General features: G+C 68.6%; 16 protein-coding genes. 4 read left to right on the top strand and 12 right to left on the bottom strand.

What is annotated here, in order from left to right; all coding sequences use genetic code 11:
• Positions 1–30: 30 nt before the first annotated feature.
• Entirely contained in the window at positions 31–984 is a 954-nt protein-coding gene (locus tag IB278_RS18565) for a 3-keto-5-aminohexanoate cleavage protein (protein WP_225613008.1), read from the bottom strand.
• Positions 985–1085: 101 nt separating this feature from the next.
• Here IB278_RS18565 and IB278_RS18560 point away from each other — a divergent pair, with 101 nt between their 5' ends.
• Positions 1086–1796, top strand: a complete 711-nt coding sequence (locus IB278_RS18560) for a Crp/Fnr family transcriptional regulator (RefSeq protein ID WP_145738814.1) — start codon at positions 1086–1088, stop codon at positions 1794–1796.
• 9 nt (positions 1797–1805) lie between these two features.
• Here the strand turns inward: IB278_RS18560 and IB278_RS18555 are convergent, their stop codons facing one another.
• Positions 1806–3608, bottom strand: coding sequence for an NAD(P)/FAD-dependent oxidoreductase (locus IB278_RS18555; RefSeq protein WP_145738812.1), 1803 nt, complete (start codon positions 3606–3608; stop codon positions 1806–1808).
• Positions 3609–3837: 229 nt separating this feature from the next.
• Between IB278_RS18555 and IB278_RS18550 the strand changes: the two genes are divergently transcribed.
• The gene (locus IB278_RS18550; protein ID WP_261380196.1) at positions 3838–4482 is read left to right on the top strand and encodes a TetR/AcrR family transcriptional regulator; all 645 of its coding nucleotides are present in this window, start codon (positions 3838–3840) and stop codon (positions 4480–4482) included.
• Complete coding sequence (locus IB278_RS18545) at positions 4479–5693, top strand: glycosyltransferase (RefSeq protein ID WP_192324754.1); 1215 nt, start codon at positions 4479–4481, stop codon at positions 5691–5693. Before IB278_RS18550 ends, IB278_RS18545 begins: the two co-directional genes overlap by 4 nt.
• Here the strand turns inward: IB278_RS18545 and IB278_RS18540 are convergent.
• From IB278_RS18540 to IB278_RS18530, 3 genes are all read right to left on the bottom strand, one after another.
• Positions 5690–7621 carry a sigma-54-dependent Fis family transcriptional regulator gene (locus IB278_RS18540; protein ID WP_192324752.1) on the bottom strand — a complete coding sequence of 644 codons (1932 nt, stop codon included), beginning with the start codon at positions 7619–7621 and terminating at the stop codon, positions 5690–5692. The two genes, IB278_RS18545 and IB278_RS18540, sit on opposite strands and share 4 nt — an antisense overlap.
• 143 nt (positions 7622–7764) lie before the next feature.
• The gene (locus IB278_RS18535) at positions 7765–8007 is read right to left on the bottom strand and encodes a tautomerase family protein (protein ID WP_192324750.1); all 243 of its coding nucleotides are present in this window, start codon (positions 8005–8007) and stop codon (positions 7765–7767) included.
• 10 nt (positions 8008–8017) lie between these two features.
• Positions 8018–8758, bottom strand: coding sequence for an SDR family NAD(P)-dependent oxidoreductase (locus tag IB278_RS18530; protein ID WP_192324748.1), 741 nt, complete (start codon positions 8756–8758; stop codon positions 8018–8020).
• Between the two features lie 108 nt (positions 8759–8866).
• Between IB278_RS18530 and IB278_RS18525 the strand changes: the two genes are divergently transcribed.
• Positions 8867–9778 (top strand): LysR family transcriptional regulator, encoded by a 912-nt coding sequence (locus IB278_RS18525; RefSeq protein WP_192324746.1) that lies wholly within the window; start codon positions 8867–8869, stop codon positions 9776–9778.
• 6 nt (positions 9779–9784) lie between these two features.
• Here the strand turns inward: IB278_RS18525 and IB278_RS18520 are convergent, their stop codons facing one another.
• The 7 genes from IB278_RS18520 to IB278_RS18490 form a co-directional block, all read right to left on the bottom strand.
• A complete protein-coding gene (locus IB278_RS18520; RefSeq protein ID WP_124960284.1) occupies positions 9785–10486 on the bottom strand; it encodes an ABC transporter ATP-binding protein in 702 nt (233 codons plus the stop codon).
• 2 nt (positions 10487–10488) lie between these two features.
• A complete protein-coding gene (locus tag IB278_RS18515) occupies positions 10489–11238 on the bottom strand; it encodes an ABC transporter ATP-binding protein (RefSeq protein WP_145738801.1) in 750 nt (249 codons plus the stop codon).
• Positions 11235–12209: a branched-chain amino acid ABC transporter permease gene (locus IB278_RS18510; RefSeq protein ID WP_145738799.1), complete on the bottom strand. Its 975-nt coding sequence runs from the start codon at positions 12207–12209 to the stop codon at positions 11235–11237. The genes IB278_RS18515 and IB278_RS18510 overlap by 4 nt, the downstream gene beginning before the upstream one ends.
• Positions 12206–13078, bottom strand: a complete 873-nt coding sequence (locus IB278_RS18505; RefSeq protein WP_021004792.1) for a branched-chain amino acid ABC transporter permease — start codon at positions 13076–13078, stop codon at positions 12206–12208. Before IB278_RS18505 ends, IB278_RS18510 begins: the two co-directional genes overlap by 4 nt.
• Before the next feature lie 153 nt (positions 13079–13231).
• Positions 13232–14404: an ABC transporter substrate-binding protein gene (locus IB278_RS18500; protein WP_192324744.1), complete on the bottom strand. Its 1173-nt coding sequence runs from the start codon at positions 14402–14404 to the stop codon at positions 13232–13234.
• The gene (locus tag IB278_RS18495; protein WP_145738796.1) at positions 14401–15207 is read right to left on the bottom strand and encodes an alpha/beta fold hydrolase; all 807 of its coding nucleotides are present in this window, start codon (positions 15205–15207) and stop codon (positions 14401–14403) included. Before IB278_RS18495 ends, IB278_RS18500 begins: the two co-directional genes overlap by 4 nt.
• 139 nt (positions 15208–15346) lie before the next feature.
• Positions 15347–16894 carry a benzoate-CoA ligase family protein gene (locus tag IB278_RS18490; protein WP_145738794.1) on the bottom strand — a complete coding sequence of 516 codons (1548 nt, stop codon included), beginning with the start codon at positions 16892–16894 and terminating at the stop codon, positions 15347–15349.
• Positions 16895–16910: the final 16 nt, after the last annotated feature.

Raw genomic sequence — 16910 nt, 5'->3', positions numbered from 1 at the left:
TTCGATGTTCTGGCGGGGTGAACGGCCGCTTCAGCGCGGCGCGAATTCGGGGCGCGGGCCGCTTCTGCGCGGCAGCCCCATCATCTGCCTTGCTTCGGCCGGCGTGGCCACTTCCATGTCGAGCTCATGGATGACGCGCACGATGCGTTCGGTGAGCTGCACGTTGGTGGCCAGCTCGCCGTGGCGGAAGTAGAGGTTGTCTTCGAGCCCCACGCGCGCATGGCCGCCCAGCAGCAGCGCCGCCACGTTGGCTTCCAGCTGCGAGGTGCCGATGCCGCTCACGCCGAAGATGCTGCCCTTGGGCAGGGTGTCGACCATCATCTGCAGGAAGCGCGGCGAATACGGCATCGCGTTCTGGAAGTTGCGGTGCACGTTCATCACCAGGTTGATGAAGTAGGGCTCGTCGTCATGGCCTTCCTCGATCAGCGTGATGGTGTCCTGCAGGATGTGCGTGGGGCTGAACACCTCCCACTCGGGCTTGATGCCGCGCGCCTTCATGCCGGCCGCGAGCTCGCGGCCGCGGGTGATGGGCGTGTCCATCAGGATCTGCTTGCCCTCGAAGCTCAGGTTCAGCGTGGTCGCGTCGAGCGTGCACATCTCGGCGCCCGCGTCCATGCCCTTGATGCGCTCTTCCCAGGCGATCTCCCAGCGATCGCCCGCCAGTGGCTTCACCATGTCGCCGTGCACGCCGCCGCCGGTCGAGTTGTTGATGACGATGTCGCAGCCGGCATTGCGGATTCGGCTGTTGATGTCGCGGTACACGTCCGCGTCGCAGGTCGCGCCGTCATCGGGGCGGCGCGCATGGATGGCGGCCACGCTCGCGCCGGCGTTCCAGCAGCGCAGCACGTCGGCCGCGATCTCGTCGGGCTGGGTGGGAAGGTGGGGGTTCTGCGACTTGTGCGCCATGCCGCCGGTGGGGGCGATGGTCACGATCACTTTGCGCTTCGACGACATGCTCCGGATCTCCTGGGTGTCTTCTTTCATGAGGGGCGCGCTATTATTTTTGGCGGCGCAGGCACACTCAGTCATTGCGACGACATTTGGGCTCAGGGTTTACGCACCCGGGCCCCAGGAGCTTTCATTTCATGGCCACGACGAAGCCGGCCTTCAAGGCGGCATCGCTGACGATTCCCCAGTTGCTGCAGCGCTCGGCCTGGTATCCGCTGCTCGACGAAACGGCGCGCGAACGCGTGCTCGACGAGATCCGCGAGGTCGAAGTCGCGGCCGGCGCCGCGCTGTGCCGGCGCGGCGATACGCCGCTGCACTGGTACGGCACGCTCGAAGGCTTGCTCAAGTGGTCGATCACCTCGAGCGACGGCCGCTCGGTCACCTTCGGCGGGCTGTCGGTGGGCAGCTGGTTCGGCGAAGGCACGCTGCTGCGCGGCGCTCCGCGCTCGGCCGACGTCATTGCCCTGCGGCCCAGCCGCGTGGCTCAATTGCCGCTGGAGACCTTCGAGTGGCTGCACCGCACGCAGCGCGGCTTCGATCATTTCCTGCTGCAGCAACTCAACGAGCGGCTGCACTGGTTCATGGGCAACTACGCGGCGCACCGGCTGCTCGACGCCGACGGCCAGGTGGCCCGCGCGCTGGCGGGGCTGTTCCATCCGTGGCTGTATCCGGGCAGCGAGCTGCACCTGCAGACCTCGCAGGAGGAGATCGCCAATCTTTCGGGCGTGTCGCGCCAGCGCTGCAACGCGGCGCTGAACCGGCTGAGGGAAGCGGGCTTCCTTCGCATCGAATACGGCGGCATCACCGTGGTCGATCTCGAAGGGCTGCGCCGCTTCATCAGTGAATGAGCCGCCCGCTCAGCGCGTGTGGTAGGACGGCGCGCGCTCGTACACCGGCGTGTCGATGCCTTCCATGCGCGCCTTCAGCTGCAGCGCCAGGAACTGCGAGTAGTGGCGCGACTGGTGCAGGTTGCCGCCGTGGAACCAGAGGTTCTCGACCTGCGTGGGCTTCCACATGTTGCGCAGCTCGCCTTCCCAGGGACCCGGGTCCTTCGGCGTACCGGAGCCCAGGCCCCAGCACTTGCCGACCTTGTCGGCGATCTCGGGCGAGATCAGGTCGGCCAGCCAGCCGTTCATCGAGCCGTAGCCGGTGGCGTACACCAGCAGGTCGGCCGGCAGCTCGGTGCCGTCGGTCAGCGTGACCGAGCGCTCGTTCACCCGCTCGATGTTCACGCCGCTCTTGAGGTGGATGCTGCCGTTGGCCACCAGCTCGGAGGCACCCACGTCGATGTAGTAGCCCGAGCCGCGCCGCAGGTACTTCATGAAGAGCCCCGAGCCGTCGACGCCGAAGTCGAGCAGGAAGCCCGCCTTCTCCAGCCGTGAATACAGGTCGGCGTCGCGCTTCTTCATCTCCTCATACACCGGGATGTGGAAGGTGTGCATGATCCTGTAGGGCACCGAGGCGAAGATCAGGTCGCCCTTGTGGTGGTCGATGCCGTTCTTCACGGCCTGCTCGGAGTAGAGCCCGCCCAGCGCCAGCTCCATCAGCGACTGCGAAGGCGCGATGTGCGTGGACGAGCGCTGGATCATCGTCACGTCCGCGCCGTGCTCCCACAGCGCCGCGCAGATGTCGTGCGCCGAGTTGTTCGAGCCCAGCACCACGCACTTCTTGCCGGCATAGGCCTCGGGCCCGGGGTGCTGGCTCGAATGGTGCTGGTCGCCCTTGAAGTTCTCCGCGCCCGCGATCTTCGGCACGTTCGGGTAGCCCGAGACGCCGAGTGCGAACACCAGCTGCTTCGGCCGCAGCACGACCTGCTTGCCTTCGCGCTCCACCGTCACCTCCCAGCGCTGCGTGGCTTCGTCGAAGCGGGCCTTCTTCGCGTTGGTGGAGCTCCAGTAGTTGAGCTCCATGATCTTGGTGTACATCTCGAGCCAGTCGCCGATCTTGTCCTTGGGTGCGAACACCGGCCAGTCGTCCGGGAAGGGCATGTAGGGCAGGTGGTCGTACCAGACCGGGTCGTGCAGGCACAGCGACTTGTAGCGCTTGCGCCAGGAGTCGCCGGCCTTCGCGTTGCGCTCCACGATGATGGTCGGCACGCCCAGCCGGCGCAGCCGCGCGCCCAGCGCGATGCCGCCCTGGCCGCCGCCGATGACCACCACCTCGGGCTGCTCGGTGTAGCCGAGCGCGGCCTCTTCGTCGCGGCGTTTCTCGAGCCAGTTCTTGCGGCCCTTGTGCACGCCGTGCTCCGCGCCCTTGATGCGGTTCTCGCCGGTTTTTTCCTCGAAGCCCTTGAGCTCGGTCATGGTGGTGAGCAGCGTCCAGGCCTTGCCGCCGCGCAGCCGAAGATGGCCGCGGCCGCGCGCCACGCGCGTCTCGAAGGTGAACCAGGCATCGACCACGCCATCGGCCTCGGTCGCCTCGCCCTCCAGCGCGAAGGCCGCGGGCTGCGTGTCGGCCAGCCGCGCCTGCAGCATCGCGCGGATGGCATCGGCACCTTCCTGCGTGCGGATGTTCCAGGTGAAGGCGACGAGGTCGCGCCAGTAGCTGTCGGCCTCGAACAGCGAGACGGCCGTGTCGATGTCGCCGCGTGCGAGCGCGGCGGCGAAGTCGGCGAGCCAGGTGGCGGCGGCCCGGGTGGGGGCGGTGGTCGGGTCTGTCATTGCATGTCTCCGTGTGTCGTTGAACGAGTCGAATCGAATCGCGGCGCAGCAAGGCGCACGCGGGATTCGTGGCGCAGCTTTCGTGCCGTGCGGAACGGGACGAAGAATCAAGGGCCTGGCCGGGGTTTTGTCGCAGGCGCCTGTTGCTGTCTCACCGAGACTGAGACAGCGCATGAGAATTTGAACGTCGTATAAAATTGGACGGCGTTTAAATTCAAGGGCCCACACCGTGACAGAACCCGACCCCCCAGGCCGCCGCGAGCGCCGGCGCACCCAGACGCTCGACCACGTTGCGTCCACCGCCATGCGCCTGTTCGAAGCCCAGGGCTACGACGCGACCACCATGGAGCAGATCGCGCAGCGGGCGGACGTGGCCAAGGGCACGCTCTACAACCACTTTCCGACCAAGGAAGCGATCCTGGCGCACTGGGTGCACCTTGAGCTCGTGTCCGATGTGCAGCGCCTGCACGAGGCGGTCGATCCGAAGGCGGATTTCGCGGTGCAGCTCGCCAGCCTGCTCGACGCGTCGGCCGAGTGGTCCGAGCGCTACCGGGCCTACCTGCTCGACTACTTCCGCTTTCGCTTCCTCAACATCGAGAGCGAACTCGGCGGCGGCGACCGCAGCACGCCGCGCGACCTGTCGGGGCTGTTCGAAGCGCTGATCGCCGCCGCCCAGCGGGCGGGCACGCTGCGCACCGACGTGTCGGCCGCGCACCTTGCGAGCCTGCTGCACCACCTGTACTTTGGCGCGCTGATGCGCTGGCTCACGCTGCCCGGCCTGGTGCTGCGCGACGAGTTCGCCGTGGTCGTCGACCTCTTCGCCCGTGGCGCACGCGCGGCGCCGAAACCCCCTGCAAGGAGGCGCTCCTCATGAAACTCGCCGTGCTCACCTACGGCACCGAGGGCGACGCCCGGCCGCTCGCTGCGCTGTGCCGCGCGCTGGACGACGCGGGCCATGCGTCGGTGCTGCTGGCGGACGCCACCACGCTCGGCGCGGCCGAACGGCTTGGCGTGCGCTCGCAGGCGCTGGCCGGCGACATGCGCGAGGCGCTCGGCAGCGTCGTCGCGCAGGGCGACAAACCGGCCGCGGCCGCGAAGGCGCTCGCGGACATCGCCAATGCCAACGCCACGTCCTGGCTGCGCCAGACCATCGAGACCGCGCAGGGCTGCGACGCCGTCGTCTGCGCGGGGCTCGCGGCCTTCGTGGGCCTGTCGGCGGCCGAGGCGCTGGGCGTGCCCGCCATTGGCGCGGGCATGTTCCCGCTCACGCCGACGGCCGCATTCGCTTCGCCTTTTTTGCCGCCCGCCCGCGTGCCGCGCTTCCTGAACCGCGCGAGCCACCATCTCGTCAACGGGCTGCTCTGGCGCGCCTTCCGGCCGGCCGTGAATGCCGCGCGCGCCGAGGTCTGCGGCCTGCCGCCGCGACGCCGCCTGTGGACCACGCACCCCGTGCTCTACGGCTACTCGCCGAGCCTGCTGCCGCGCCCGGCCGACTGGCCCGCCAACGCCGCCGTGTGCGGCCAGTGGCTCGCGCCCGCGCCCGGCTGGCAGCCGCCGCCGGCGCTGCGCGACTTTCTCGCGGCCGGCGAGGCACCCGTCTACATCGGCTTCGGCAGCATGACGGGCTTCGACAAGGCGCGGCTGCTCGCGGCCCTCGTCGAGGGCGTGGCCGGCCGGCGCGCGGTGCTGCATCCCGGATGGAGCGGCCTGGATGCGCGGCAGCTGCCACCGAACTTCCACGCCATCGGCGACACCCCGCACGACTGGCTGTTTCCGCAGATGGCGCTGGTGGTGCACCACGGCGGCTCGGGCACCAGCCACTCGGCCGCGCGCGCGGGCGTGCCCTCGGTGGTCGTGCCCTTCGCGGGCGACCAGGCGTTCTGGGCGCACCACCTCGCGCAGGCGGGCGTGGCACCGCCCGCGGTGGCGGGTGCCCGGTTCGGCGCCGGCGACCTGGCGCGCGGCATCGCGTTTGCGCATGACCCGCAGGTGCGCGCGCGGGCCCGCGCGCTGGGCGAACGCATGCGCGCGGAAGACGGCCTGGGCACGGCCGTGCGCGCCGTCGAGCGGATCCTGAGGCGTTAGCCGCGCTGCGGCGCCACGATGCCGAAGCGCTTCATGTGGCGGTACGCCGTGGCGCGGCTGATGCCGAGCGCCTGTGCGGCCCGCGCCACATGCCAGCGGTGGCGCTGCAGCGCGTCGAGCAGGCGCGTGGCGTCGGCGGCGCTGTCGCCGTCGTCTGCCGGCGTGGGTGATGTGTCCCCGCGGTCGAGCGACGGACGATGCGGCGCCAGGCGCAACTCCTCGGGCGTGATGCTCGCCCCCGTGCAGAGCGCCAGTGCCAGCCGCAGCACATTGCGCAACTCGCGCAGGTTGCCCGGCCAGTCGTGCGCCATCAGCCGCAGCATCGCGGCCTCCGATAGCCGCGCGGCCGAGCCCATCGCCGCCGCCTCTTCATGGAACATCGCCTCGATCAGGTAGCGCCGGTCGCGCCGCGCGCGCAGCGGCGGCAGCTTCAGCACCGCGCCGCACAGGCGGTAGTACAGGTCCTCGCGAAAGCGCCCGGCCGCGACCAGCGCCCACAGATCGCGGTGCGTGGCCGCCACCACCGCAAGGTCCACGCGCTGCGGCGACTCGGCCCCCAGCGGCAGCACCTCGCCTTCGGACAGCACGCGCAAAAGCCGCGTCTGCAGCGCCATCGGCATGTCGCCGATCTCGTCGAGGAACAGCGTGCCGCGGTCGGCCTGCGCGATCAGCCCCTTCATGCCCTTGGCGCGGCCGCCGGTGAAGCTGCCGGGCGTGTAGCCGAAGAGTTCGCTCTCGATCAGCGAATCGGGAATGGCCGCGCAGTTCACCGCCACGAAGGGCATGGCCGCGCGGGCGCTTGCGCCGTGCATGGCGCGCGCCAGCACTTCCTTGCCGCTGCCGGTTTCGCCTTCGACCAGCACATGGATGCCGCGGTCCACCAGACGGCGCGCCTGCGCGAGAAGCTGCTGCATGGCCGGGTCGTCGCCGGCGATGCGCGCGAGCGGCGGCAGGCGATCGGAGGGGCGGGCCGTGCCAGGCGCTGGCGCTGCCGCCCGCCGCACGCGCGGCGCCAGCAGCGAGGCGTGGTATTCGCCGCCGCCCGGCAGCAGCACGGTGTGTGCGAAAGGCATGGCCGATGCGCCGCCGTTGCCCAGGCGCCAGATCGCGTCCATCGGCATGTGCAGCAGCTGCGACAGCTCGCGGCCCAGCGGGTTTTCGGCCAGGGCCTGCCGCGCGCCGCTGTTGGCGCCGACCACCGTGCCGCCCTCGTCGAAGGCCAGCATCAGCTCGCCGGCCACGTCGACCAGCCCGTAGGCCGTGCCCAGCCGCAGGATCCAATGGCCGCGGAAGCTGCGCAGGAAATCGGCGTCCTCGATCATCCGCGCGTAGATCGACACCAGGTGCCGCACGAGGTGCTGGCTCTCCCTGGCCTCGGGCGAGCGCAGCGCCGAGACGTCGAGAATGGCCGTGAGCTTGCCGCTGTGGTCGAACAGCGGCGCCGTCGTGCAGGTGAGCGCGATGTGCGTGGCATCGAAGTGCTCGGTCTGGTGGCAGGTCATCGGCTGGCGCTCGATCAGGCAGGTGCCCACGCCGCAGGTGCCCGCATGGGCTTCGTTCCAGTCGGCGCCCAGGTAGAGGCCGGCGCGGCGCAGCTGGTCGTCCCAGGCCGGATTGCCGATGTAGTCGACCGTGATGCCTTCGGCGTCGGTCAGCAGCACCATGTAGCCGAGGTCCGCCACGCGGCGGTAGATGTCTTCCATGCCGGCGCGCGCCGCGCGCAAAAAATGCTCCAGCTGCTGCTGGTGCGCGCGCAGCTCCTGCGCCGGCAGGATGCGCGCGGGGCTGGGCTTCGTCGGGTCGAGGCCGTGCTCGCGCACGCAGCGCGCCCACGACTTGTGGACCAGGCTCGCCGCCGGATCGGCCAGTGCCGTGCCGGTGGCGATCGAGTAGACGTTGTCGATGTGACGCGATTGCAGGGAAGTCATGCTCAACCTCGCGGTGCGCACGGCCTCCGCGGGGATCCATGGGGCGTGCAGCCGCACATCATTCGACTGCCGCATGCCCCGGGGTGAGAGGTGAAACCCGGTGGAACGGAGGTTTTACGCCCCTCGCGTCGCGGGCACGCCGCTCAATCCGGCGCAGTTCCTTCACTGCCCGGTTTCGCACCACCGGCCAACCGCTTGCGGTACTCGGTGGTCGTCAGGCCCGCGAAGCCCCAATCGTCGGTGTCGATCTCCTCGATCACGACGTGCGTCCATTCGGGCGGTTTCTTCAGCACCCGTTCGAGGGTTTCCGTGAACTCGGCAATCACCTGGGTTTTCTGTTCGCGCGTGACACCGTCGCGCGTGATCTTCAGGTTGATGAAAGGCATGGTGTGCTCCTTACCAGGTGCCCGTGCTCATGCCGCCGTCCACCGGCAGCACCACGCCCGTCGTGAAGTCGGAGCTCGTGAGGTAGAGCACCGCGTCGGCGATCTCGCGCACCTGCGCGATGCGGCCGGCGGGCGCCAGGCCGTTCAGAAAGCCGTGCATCTCGGGCGTGTACAGCGGCGTGTCGACGATGCCGGGCGCCACCGCATTCACCTTGACGTTGTGCGGCGAGAGTTCGAGCGCCAGCGCGCGCGTCGCGGCGTTGACGCCGCCCTTCACCAGCACCGGCAGCAGGGCCGGCACCTTGAGGTTCGGCTGCAGCGCGAGGCTCGCGGTGATGTTCACGATATGGCCCTGGCGGCGCGGCACCATGTGCGCCGCAGCGGCTTGCGAGGCGTAGACGAAACCCTTGATGTTCGTGGCCACGATGCGGTCCAGCTCTTCCTCGGTGTACTCGACGAAAGGCTTGGCATTGAAGATGCCCGCGTTGTTGATGAGCACGTCGACCTGGCCGAAGCGCTCCACGGCGCGGTCGATGAGCTGCCGCGCGGTGTCGCGCTGGCCGATGTCGCCAGCCACGCCGAGAAAGCGTGCAGGGCTGCCGAGCTGCCTCGCCGCGGCGGCGAGCCGCTCGTCGGTGCGCGCATTGGCGACCACGTTGAAGCCGCGCGCCAGATAAGCCTCGGCGAGGCCCAGGCCGATGCCGCTCGAGGCGCCTGTGATGACCACGGTGGGGGATGTGTTGTCCTGCATGTCGGTTCTCCAAAGGAAGTTGATGACGTGGGGAGAACTGTATTGATGACACGGCAATAGATAAATCACTAGACTCGCACTTCACTTGATACGCAAGGTAATCAATCCATGCAGCGGCAGTTCGGCGACATCCTCCTGGGCAGCATCGAGCTCTTCTGCCTCGCAGCAGAGACGGGCGGGTTCACCTCGGCGGCGCTCGCTGCCGGCGTCACGCCAGCGGCCGTGAGCCGCTCGATCTCGCGGCTCGAAAAGCGGCTCGGGCTTCGCCTCTTCGTGCGCACCACGCGCAGCGTGCGGCTCACCGACGCGGGCCGCTCCTACTTCGCGCAATGCCGCCAGGCGCTGGCGCAACTCGCCGAGGCCGAGCGCGAAGTGATGGGCCAGCAGGCGCAGCCCTCGGGCATGCTGCGCATCAGCGTGCCCACCACCTACGGCCATCACCGCATCCTGCCGATGCTGCCCGCGTTCCGCGAACGCTTTCCCGACATCCGGCTGCATGTGCACCTGAGCAACCGGAACATCGACTTCGTGGAAGAGGGCTACGACATGGCCGTGCGGGTGCGCGCCCAGCCCGACTCCACGCTGATTGCGCGCCACCTCGAGGATGCGCAACTGGTGGTGGTGGCCAGCCGCAAGTACCTGAGGAAGGTCGGCACGCCGCGCACGCTGGACGATCTTTCCGCGCACGAGTGCATCCAGTTCGAGCTGCCCAGCAGCGGCCGCCGCATCTCATGGCTCTTCAAGGAGAACGGCAAGGACCGCGAAGTCTTCGCGGACAGTGCCTACAGCTGCTCCGACGATGTGCTGGGCGGCGTCACGCTCGCCAGGAGCGACGCCGGGCTCTTTCAGACCTACCGCTTCGTGGTGGAAAAAGAGCTCGCCGACGGATCGCTCGTCGAGGTGCTCAAGCCCTTTGCGGGCCGCTCGCGGCCCTACACGCTGCTGTACCCGGACGGGCGGCATGTGCCGCTGCGCATGCGGGTGTTCATCGATTTCCTGATGGCGCAGCGGGCCGCCTGAAGCGCCTTACACGCCCAGCAATTCTTCGAGCGCCTGAGGCTCCGCCAGCAGGTCGGCCGACGCGCCATGCCGCACGATCTGCCCCTTCTCCATCACCACCGCGAGGTCGGTATGCGCGAGCACCTTGCGGTAGTCGCGGTCCACGATCAGCGTGGCGATGCCGGTCGCGCGGATCTCGCCGATCACGCGCCAGATCTCGGCCACGATCAGCGGCGCGAGGCCTTCGGTGGCCTCGTCGAGGATCAGCAGGCGCGGGTTGGTCATGAGCGCGCGGCCGATCGAGAGCATCTGCTGCTCGCCGCCCGAGAGCTGCTGGCCGCCGTGCGAGAGCCGCTCGGCCAGGCGCGGAAAGGTGGCCATCACGCGGTCGAAGGTCCAGGCGCGGCGGCCGTCGATGCCCGCGCGCTCGCTCATCACGAGGTTCTCGCGCACCGAGAGGTTCGGGAAGATGCCGCGGCCCTCGGGCACGTAGCCGATGCCGAGCCGCGCCATCTTCTCGGGCGGCCAGCCGGTGACGGTGCGGCCGTCGACCTGCACTTCGCCCGAGGCGGGGCGCACGTAACCCATGACCGTGCGGATCAGCGTGGTCTTGCCCATGCCGTTGCGCCCGAGCAGGCCGACCGAGGTGGCGGCCGGAATGCCGGCGTGCACGCCGCGCAGGATGTGGCTGCTGCCGTAGTAGGTGTTGAGATCGCGGACGACGAGCATGGTCAGTGATCCTCTCCAAGGTAGGCGGTGCGCACTTCGGGGTTCTCGCGGATCGATTTCGGATCGCCGGTCGCGATGACCGTGCCGTTCACCATCACCGTGATGCGGTCGGCAATGCGGAACACCGCGTCCATGTCGTGCTCCACCAGCAGGATCGCGTGCGTGGCCTTCAGCCGCGCGAGCAGCGTGAGCATGCGGTCGGTTTCCTCGGCGCCCATGCCCGCGAGCGGCTCGTCGAGCAGCAGCACGCGCGGTTTGGTGGCCAGGCACATTGCCACTTCGAGCTGGCGCTGCGCGCCATGGCTCAGCGTGCCGGCGATGCGCAGGGCTTCGGTCGACAGGCCCGCGGCTTCGAGCGCCGCATCGGCCGCCGCATTGCTGGCCGCGCAGCGCCCTGACGACTGCCACACCGTCCAGGGCCGCGCCGTGGCGGCCTGCGCTGCGAGCCGGCAGTTCTCGTGCACGCTGAACTCCGGGAAGATGGTGGTGCGCTGGTAGCTGCGGCCCACGCCGGCACGTGCGCGGCGCCACTGCGCGCGGCGCGTGATGTCGACACCGTCGAGCGCGATGCGGCCTTCGGAGGCTTCGATCTCGCCCGAGAGCATGTTGATCAGCGTCGACTTGCCTGCGCCGTTGGTGCCGATCACCGCATGGACTTCGCCCACGTGCAGGTCGAGCGTGATGGCGTTGACGGCGGTGAGGCCGCCGAAGCGGCGCGTGAGGCCTTCGACGGAAAGCAGTGCGGTCGTCATGCAGCCCCCTTCGGCGAGAGCCGTTTTGCCAGCCCGATCAACCCCTTGGGCAGCCACGCCACGAACACGATGATCGCGATGCCCAGCGTCAGCTGCCAGTGGTCCGCGAGCGGCCCCATCACCGCATGCGTCGAGAAGATCTCCTTCAGCAGCGTGAACGCGATGGCGCCGATGACCGCGCCGCGCAGGTGGCCGAGGCCGCCGAGGATCACCATCAGCAGCACCTCGCCCGAGTTGTGCCAGGCCATCAGCTCGGGGTTGACCACGCCGTCGCGCGAGGCCAGCAGGAAGCCCGCGAGCCCCGCCAGCGCACCCGCCAGCACGAAGGCCGCGAGCTTGTAGCCGTACACCGGGAAACCGGCCGCGCGCATGCGCTGCTCGTTCACGCGGATGCCCGCGAGCGCCGCGCCGAAGCGCGAGCGGCGAACGAGCGCCAGCAAGCCGTAGGTGAACACCAGCGATGCGAGCACCACGTAGAACAGCACCATGCGGTTCTCCATGTCGAGCTTGCCGATGGCCGGCCGCACATACATGTAGATGCCGTCGCTGCCGCCGCCCACCTTGGTGTCGTGGAACACGAAGAAGGCCATCTGCGCGAAGGCCAGCGTCACCATGATGAAGTACACGCCGCGCGTGCGCAGGCTCAGCGCGCCCACGAACAATGCATAGAGCGCCGCCGCGCCCATGGCCAGCGGCAGCAGCAGCGCGAGGTTGCCGCCTTCGTTGCCCGAGGCCAGCACCGTCACGTAGGCGCCGATGCCGTAGAACGCCGCATGGCCCAGGCTCACGAGGCCCGTCATGCCGACCAGCAGTTCGAGGCTCAGCGCGAAGATCGACAGGATCATCACCTTGACGACGAAGTCCGAGACGTAGTTGCCCATCATCGGGCCGAGCACGCCGATCGCAATGGCGCAGGCCACCGGCACGAGAAACGCGCCGCGCCGCACGGAAGAAGTGTGGACCTGCGTCATGGCCGCCTCCCCATCAGCCCTTCGGGCTTCCAGATCAGCACGATGGCCATCAGCAGGTAAATGCCGATGCCGCTCAGGTCCGCGAAGAACACCTTGCCGAAGGTGTCGACGAAGCCCACCAGCAGCGAGGCCACGAGCGCGCCCGTGATCGAGCCGATGCCGCCGATCACCACCAGCACGAAGCAGATGATGAGCACGCTCGCCCCCATGTTCGGATACACCGAGGACATCGGCGCCGCGATCATGCCGGCCAGCGCCGCGAGCGCCACGCCGGCCGCGAACACGATGCGGTAGAGCCGCTTCACGTCGATGCCCAGGCCGCGCACCATGTCGCGGTTGCTCGCGCCTGCGCGGATCATCATGCCCAGCCGCGTGCGGTTGACCACCCAGTACAGCGCCACCGCCAGCACGATGCAGGCGGCCGAGGCGAAGAGCCGGTACCAGGGATAGCTCATGACGTTGCCGAGCGCGAAGCTGCCGTCCAGCCAGGCCGGCACCTTCACGCCATGCACGTCGTTGCCCACCAGGATGGAGCGCAGCTCCTCGAACACCAGGATGAGCCCGTAGGTCATCAGCACCTGCTGCAGGTGGTCGCGCTGGTAGAGGTAGCTGAAGAAGGCCCATTCGAGCAGGTAGCCGAAGATGGCTGCCAGCACCACGCCGGCCACCAGCATCAAGAGGAACTGGTCGCCGAACAGCGGCGCGAGCGCGAACGCCATGTACGCGCCGATCATGTAGAAGCTGCCGTGCGCAAGGTTGATCACGCCCATGATCCCGAAGATCAGCGTGAGCCCCGAGGCCACCAGGAACAGAAGAAGTCCGTACTGAACCGAGTTCAGGCACTGGACAAGGAAGGTGCCGAAATCCACGTTAGGTCATCCCGGTAGGGGGCTTGGAGAGCGTGGCGCGAAAGCGCCCGCGATGTTCGTGAGACACCGCGGATCCGGCTTCGCCGGTCCGCCGGTGTCGCCCCCTCGAGGGGGGAGTCGAGCTACACGAAGTGAGCGAGGGACGGGGGTGGGTCACATCCTGCATCCGCGGGCCGGGTCCGTCAGGCCCTTGATCGCGATGCTCACCAGCTTGTTCTCCTTGCCTTCCACCTTGCGCAGGTAGATGTCCTGCACCGGGTTGTGCGACTTGCTCATCGTGAACGTGCCGCGCGGGCTGTCGATCTTCGCCTTCTCGATGGCGGCCGTGAACTCGGCCTTCTTGCCGATGTCGCCCTTGGTGGCGGCCAGGCCCACGCCCAGCATCTGCGCTGCGTCGTAGCCCTGCACCGCGTACACGTCGGGCTGCAGCTTGAACGACTTGGCATATGCCACGCGGAAGGCGTTGTCGCGCGCGGTGTTGAGGCCGTCGGCATAGTGCAGCGTGGTCAGCATGCCTTGCGCGGCTTCGCCCTGCGCATCCAGGGTGCCGTCGGTCAGGAAGCCCGGGCCGTAGAGCGGAATCGTCTTGTTGAGGCCTGCGGCCTGGTAGTCCTTGACGAACTTCACCGCGCCGCCGCCCGCGAAGAAGGCATACACCGCATCGGGCTTGGCCGCCGCGATCTCGGTCAGGAGCGCCTGGAACTCCACGTTGGGAAAGGGCAGCGTGAGCTGCTTCTCGACCTTGCCGCCGTTCTTCTCGAAGCCTTCCTTGAAGCCGTTGACCGACTCGTCGCCGGCCGCGTACTTCCAGGTGATGGTCATCGCCTTCTTCTTGCCCTGCTGCTTGGCCGCCACTTCGCCCATCGCGTAGGCCGGCTGCCAGTTGCTGAACGAGCTGCGGAAGATGTTGGGCGCGCACATCGGGCCCGTGACCGCGTCGGCGCCGGCATTGGGCACGATCAGCACGGTGCCGCTTTCCTTCGCGGCCTTGGCCATGGCCATGGCCACGCCGGAGTGCACCGTGCCCACGATCACGTCGACGTTGTCGCGCTTGATCAGCTTGTTGACGTTGTCGGTGGCCTTGGCGGGGTCGGACTCGTCATCGACCTTGAAGTATTCGATCTCGCGGCCGGCGAGCTTGCCGCCGTGCTCGTCGACATAGAGCTTGAAGCCGTTCTCGATGGCCACGCCCAGCGCGGTGTAGGTGCCGCTGTAGGGCAGCATCAGGCCGACCTTGAGTTTGCCGGTGCCCTGGGCGCCGGCGGCGCTGGCCAGGGCGGCGAAGGCGATCGCGGTGAGCGCGAGGCGGGCGGTACGGATGGTCATGGTGTTTGTCTCCTGTTTTTGGCAATGAAAGAAGTGGCCGCGACGATGACACGATCCGGCTGATCGCGATGCGGGGAATGCCCGCATTCCGGGATTTCGAGCAGCTCGCATCCCCTGACCCGTGCCGCGATGCCGCGGATCTGCGCGAGCGTGCCGTACTCGTCGCCGATGCCCTGGATGGCGAGCACCGGGCAGCGGATGGTGTCGAGCTCGGCCTCGATGTTCCATTCGCGGAAGGGCGGGTGCAGCCAGATGCGGTTCCAGCCCCAGAAGGCCGAGTCGGCGCTGTCGTGGTAGCGGCCGAGCTTCTTCGGCAGGTCGGTCGAGAGGTAGGCGGTGCGGGCCTGTTCGATGTTCGCGACGGTCACGTCCTCCACGAAGATGTGCGGCGCGAGCACCACGAGGCCTTCGACGCGGTCCGGGAAGCGCGAGGCATAAAGCAGCGAGATCGAGCCGCCGTCGCTGTGGCCGAAGAGCCAGGGCTTTTCAGCGTCGAGCTCCAGGGCGGTGAAGAGGGCGGGCAGCACCTCGTGCGCCTGGCGGTGCATGAAGTCGACGTCCCAGATCTCGCCGCCGGCGCGCGGCGTGGAGCGGCCGTAGCCGGGGCGCGAGAACACGAGGCCGCGGGCATTGGCGGCTTCGCAGACTTGCGCGGGGAAGTCCTTCCACATGGCAATCGAGCCGAGGCCTTCGTGCAGGAAGACGATGAGTGGGGCATCGCTGCGTTCGGGGGAGATCCACTGGCATTCGATCTGCACGGGACGGCCGCGCCAGTTGATGGTGGCGAAGTCGGGGGAGCTCATGGTGTTGCTCCTTCCCCCTCCGGGGGAAGGCTGGGATGGGGGCTCCCGGCACTGGCAGAAGCCATGCCTTTGCAAAGGCCGCCTGCCCCCACCCCAACCCTCCCCCGGGAGGGGAGGGAGAAAAAAGGCAAGGGGACGCTCATGCCTGCTTCTCCCGCTCGCGCAAGCGAAAGCGCTGGATCTTCCCCGTCGCCGTCTTCGGCAGCTCCTGCACGAACTCCAGGAAGCGCGGGTACTTGTAGGGCGCGAGCCGTTCCTTCACGAAGGCCTTCAGCTCCTCTTCGCTGACCGACTGGCCGTCCTTCAGCACCACGAAGGCCTTGGTCTTGGTCAGCCCGTCCGCGTCTTCCTTGCCGATCACCGCGGCCTCGAGCACCGCGGGGTGCTGCATCAGCGTGGCTTCCACCTCGAACGGCGACACATAGATGCCGCTGACCTTCAGCATGTCGTCGCTGCGCCCGGCGTAGGTGTAGTAGCCGTCGGCGTCGCGCGTGTACTTGTCGCCGCTCTTGGTCCAGCCGCCCTGGAAGGTCTCGCGCGACTTTTCGCGGTTGCACCAGTACATCAGTGCCGAACTCGGGCCGCGGATGTAGAGGTCGCCCACTTCGCCATCGGGCACCGGGCGGCCGTCCTCGCCGCGCAGTTCGACTTCGTAGCCCTCCACCGGCTTGCCCGTGGTGCCGTAGCGCACGTCGCCGGGGCGGTTGGAGATGAAGATGTGCAGCATCTCGGTGGAGCCGATGCCGTCGATGATCTCGCAGCCGAAGTGCGCCTTGAAGCGCTGCGCGATCTCGCCGGGCAATGCCTCGCCGGCGGAAGAACACATGCGCAGGGCCACGGCTTCGCGCGCCGGCAGCTTCGGCGAGGCGAGCATGCCGGCAAAGCCGGTGGGCGCACCGAAGAACACGGTGGGCTTGTGCTCCACCCAGCGGCGGAAGGTCGCGTCCGGCGTCGGCCGCTCGGCCATCAGCACCACGGTCGCACCGACCGAGAGCGGAAAGGTCAGCGCGTTGCCCAGGCCGTACGCGAAGTACATCTTGGCGGCCGAGAAGCACACATCGTTCTCGGTCAGCCCGAGCACCGGCTTGCCGTAGAGCTCGGCCGTCCACCACAGGTTGGCATGCGTGTGGACCGTGCCCTTGGGCTTGCCGGTAGAGCCGGAGGAATACAGCCAGAAGCCGGGGTCGTCGGAGGCCGTGGGCGCGGGCGCCGCCATCGGCGCGGTGGCGGCGAGCGCGGCTTCGAATTCCTGCGCGCCATCGGGCAGCGCGCCCGCGGGCTGCGAGACGATCAGCGTGTGCACTTCATGCGCGCCGAGCGCCATCGCCTCCTGCAGCGTGGGCAGCAGCGTACCCGACACCAGCGCAGCCTGCGCGCGGCTGTGGTCGAGCATGTAGGCGTAGTCCGCGGGCGTGAGCAGCGTGTTGACGGCGACGGGAACGATGCCGGCATAGAGGCAGCCCAGAAAGCTCACGGGCCAGTCGCTGCTGTCGAGCATCAGCAGCAGCACGCGCTCTTCGCGCCGCACGCCGGCGGCCTTGAGCGCCGCGGCCAGGCGGCGCGCGCGATCCTCGAGCTGGCCGTAGGCGAGCGTGCCGCGGTCGTCGATGTAGGCCGTGCTATCGGCGCGGCCGCGGTTCAGGGCGAACAGGTGTTCGGCGAAATTGAAGCGTTGGGGCAGGGGCATGGTTGTCTCCTTCGGC

Source organism: Variovorax sp. VRV01 (assembly GCF_014852545.1).
GTDB lineage: Bacteria > Pseudomonadota > Gammaproteobacteria > Burkholderiales > Burkholderiaceae_C > Variovorax > Variovorax beijingensis_A.
The sequence above is the reverse complement of the archived record's forward strand: the minus strand, read 5'-3'. Positions and strand labels throughout refer to the sequence as shown.

Excerpts from the sequence above, each read along its gene's own strand:
- IB278_RS18565 (WP_225613008.1), bottom strand. The coding sequence starts at position 984 with ATGAAAGAAGACACCCAGGAGATCCGGAGCATGTCGTCGAAGCGCAAA.
- IB278_RS18560 (WP_145738814.1), top strand. The coding sequence starts at position 1,086 with ATGGCCACGACGAAGCCGGCCTTCAAGGCGGCATCGCTGACGATTCCC.
- IB278_RS18555 (WP_145738812.1), bottom strand. The coding sequence starts at position 3,608 with ATGACAGACCCGACCACCGCCCCCACCCGGGCCGCCGCCACCTGGCTC.
- IB278_RS18545 (WP_192324754.1), top strand. The coding sequence starts at position 4,479 with ATGAAACTCGCCGTGCTCACCTACGGCACCGAGGGCGACGCCCGGCCG.
- IB278_RS18540 (WP_192324752.1), bottom strand. The coding sequence starts at position 7,621 with ATGACTTCCCTGCAATCGCGTCACATCGACAACGTCTACTCGATCGCC.
- IB278_RS18535 (WP_192324750.1), bottom strand. The coding sequence starts at position 8,007 with ATGCCTTTCATCAACCTGAAGATCACGCGCGACGGTGTCACGCGCGAA.
- IB278_RS18530 (WP_192324748.1), bottom strand. The coding sequence starts at position 8,758 with ATGCAGGACAACACATCCCCCACCGTGGTCATCACAGGCGCCTCGAGC.
- IB278_RS18525 (WP_192324746.1), top strand. The coding sequence starts at position 8,867 with ATGCAGCGGCAGTTCGGCGACATCCTCCTGGGCAGCATCGAGCTCTTC.
- IB278_RS18520 (WP_124960284.1), bottom strand. The coding sequence starts at position 10,486 with ATGCTCGTCGTCCGCGATCTCAACACCTACTACGGCAGCAGCCACATC.
- IB278_RS18515 (WP_145738801.1), bottom strand. The coding sequence starts at position 11,238 with ATGACGACCGCACTGCTTTCCGTCGAAGGCCTCACGCGCCGCTTCGGC.
- IB278_RS18510 (WP_145738799.1), bottom strand. The coding sequence starts at position 12,209 with ATGACGCAGGTCCACACTTCTTCCGTGCGGCGCGGCGCGTTTCTCGTG.
- IB278_RS18500 (WP_192324744.1), bottom strand. The coding sequence starts at position 14,404 with ATGACCATCCGTACCGCCCGCCTCGCGCTCACCGCGATCGCCTTCGCC.
- IB278_RS18495 (WP_145738796.1), bottom strand. The coding sequence starts at position 15,207 with ATGAGCTCCCCCGACTTCGCCACCATCAACTGGCGCGGCCGTCCCGTG.
- IB278_RS18490 (WP_145738794.1), bottom strand. The coding sequence starts at position 16,894 with ATGCCCCTGCCCCAACGCTTCAATTTCGCCGAACACCTGTTCGCCCTG.